Annotated in this window: 1 protein-coding gene; it reads right to left on the bottom strand. The window is 74.0% G+C overall.

Annotated elements, in window-relative coordinates; all coding sequences use genetic code 11:
- Positions 1–1,431: amino acid adenylation domain-containing protein (locus B9S61_RS01045; RefSeq protein ID WP_146064665.1), on the bottom strand; the 1,431-nt coding region annotated here is incomplete at both ends.

Below are 1,431 nucleotides of genomic sequence, written 5' to 3' on the forward strand. Positions count from 1 at the left end.
ATCGCGTCGGCCAGGCCCTCCGGCGACAGCACCGGGTCGTCCAGCAGCACCGAGGCGTGGGCCTCGCCGGTCAGGACGGCGGTCAGCATGGGCGCCGCCCAGCTCAGCGCGTTCGCCACCGGCTCCAGGTGACTGCCGGCCGTCCGCTCCCGCAGTTCCTCGAACCGCCCCTGGGCGCGTACCTCGGCCCAGCGGGCACCCGGACGGACCGCGGCGCCGTCACGCCGTACGACCTCCTGCCGGGTCAGCCGGTCGAGCCAGGCGTCCAGGACGGGGCGCTGCTCGGCGCGCACCGGCAGGGTCCCGGCCGGGTCCGGGGCGGGCGTCACCAGGGGAGCGATCACCTCGGCCAGCACCGCCTCGACGAGCCCTTGTTCGAGCGGATCAACCTCGGGCGCGGGTCCACTGTCCGCGTGCCCCGAGGGGCCGGCGTCCTCGGCGCCACTGTCCTGGCCCGCGTCGAGGGGGGTGCGCTCCACGACCGCGGCGACCAGTTCGCGGCGGCGGTCGCCGACGGTGACGACGACCGCCGAGGAGACTTCGGGGTGCGACTGCAGAGCGGCCTCGATCTCGCCGAGTTCGACCCGGAAGCCGTTGATCTTCACCTGGTGGTCCAGCCGGCCCAGGAACTCCAGGTTCCCGTCAGGCCAGTAGCGGCCCAGGTCGCCCGTGCGGTACCAGCGTTCCCCCGCCACCACGGGGAACCGTTCCGCCGTCAGGGCGGCGTCCCCGCGGTACCCGAGGGCCACACCGTGGCCGCCGATCCACAGCTCGCCCGGTACCCAGTCGGGGCAGTCGCGGCCCCGGCCGTCGACGACCCGGAACTTCTGGTTGCGCAGCGGCTTTCCGTAGGGGATGGACACCCAGTGCGCGGGTACCTCGGTGACCTCGTACGCGTTGGACCAGATCGCGGCTTCGGTGGCGCCGCCGAGCCCGACGAGGCGACATCGCCCGTGCGTCGCGGCGGCCAGCCGTCCGGGCAGGTCGAGGCCGATCCAGTCGCCCGACAGCAGGGCCAGCCGCAGCGAGGCGGGCAGCGCCTTCCCGTCCGCCGCGGTGAGCGCCATGTCGAGCAGCGCGGGGACGCTGTTCCAGACCGTCACCCCGTGCCGGGCGCACAGGGCCAGCCACCGGCTCGCGTCCCGCCGGTCGGACTCGTCCACCAGGACCAGGGCACCCCCCTCGGACAGCAGCCCGAAGATGTCCCACACCGAGAGATCGAAGTCCAGGGCGGAGACGGCCAGCACCCGGTCGCCCGCGCCGATGCTGAACCGCTCGTCGATGTCCTCGACGGTGTTGACCGCGGCCCGGTGACTCACCTCGACGCCCTTGGGCGTACCGGTGGAACCGGAGGTGAAGATGACGTACGAGGTGTCGTCCGGAGCGGCGGGCACCGGTGCGTCGAGCGGTTCCCCGGCCAGCGCCTCGTCG

Source organism: Streptomyces sp. SM1 (assembly GCF_002910825.1).
GTDB classification, from domain to species: domain Bacteria; phylum Actinomycetota; class Actinomycetes; order Streptomycetales; family Streptomycetaceae; genus Streptomyces; species Streptomyces okerensis.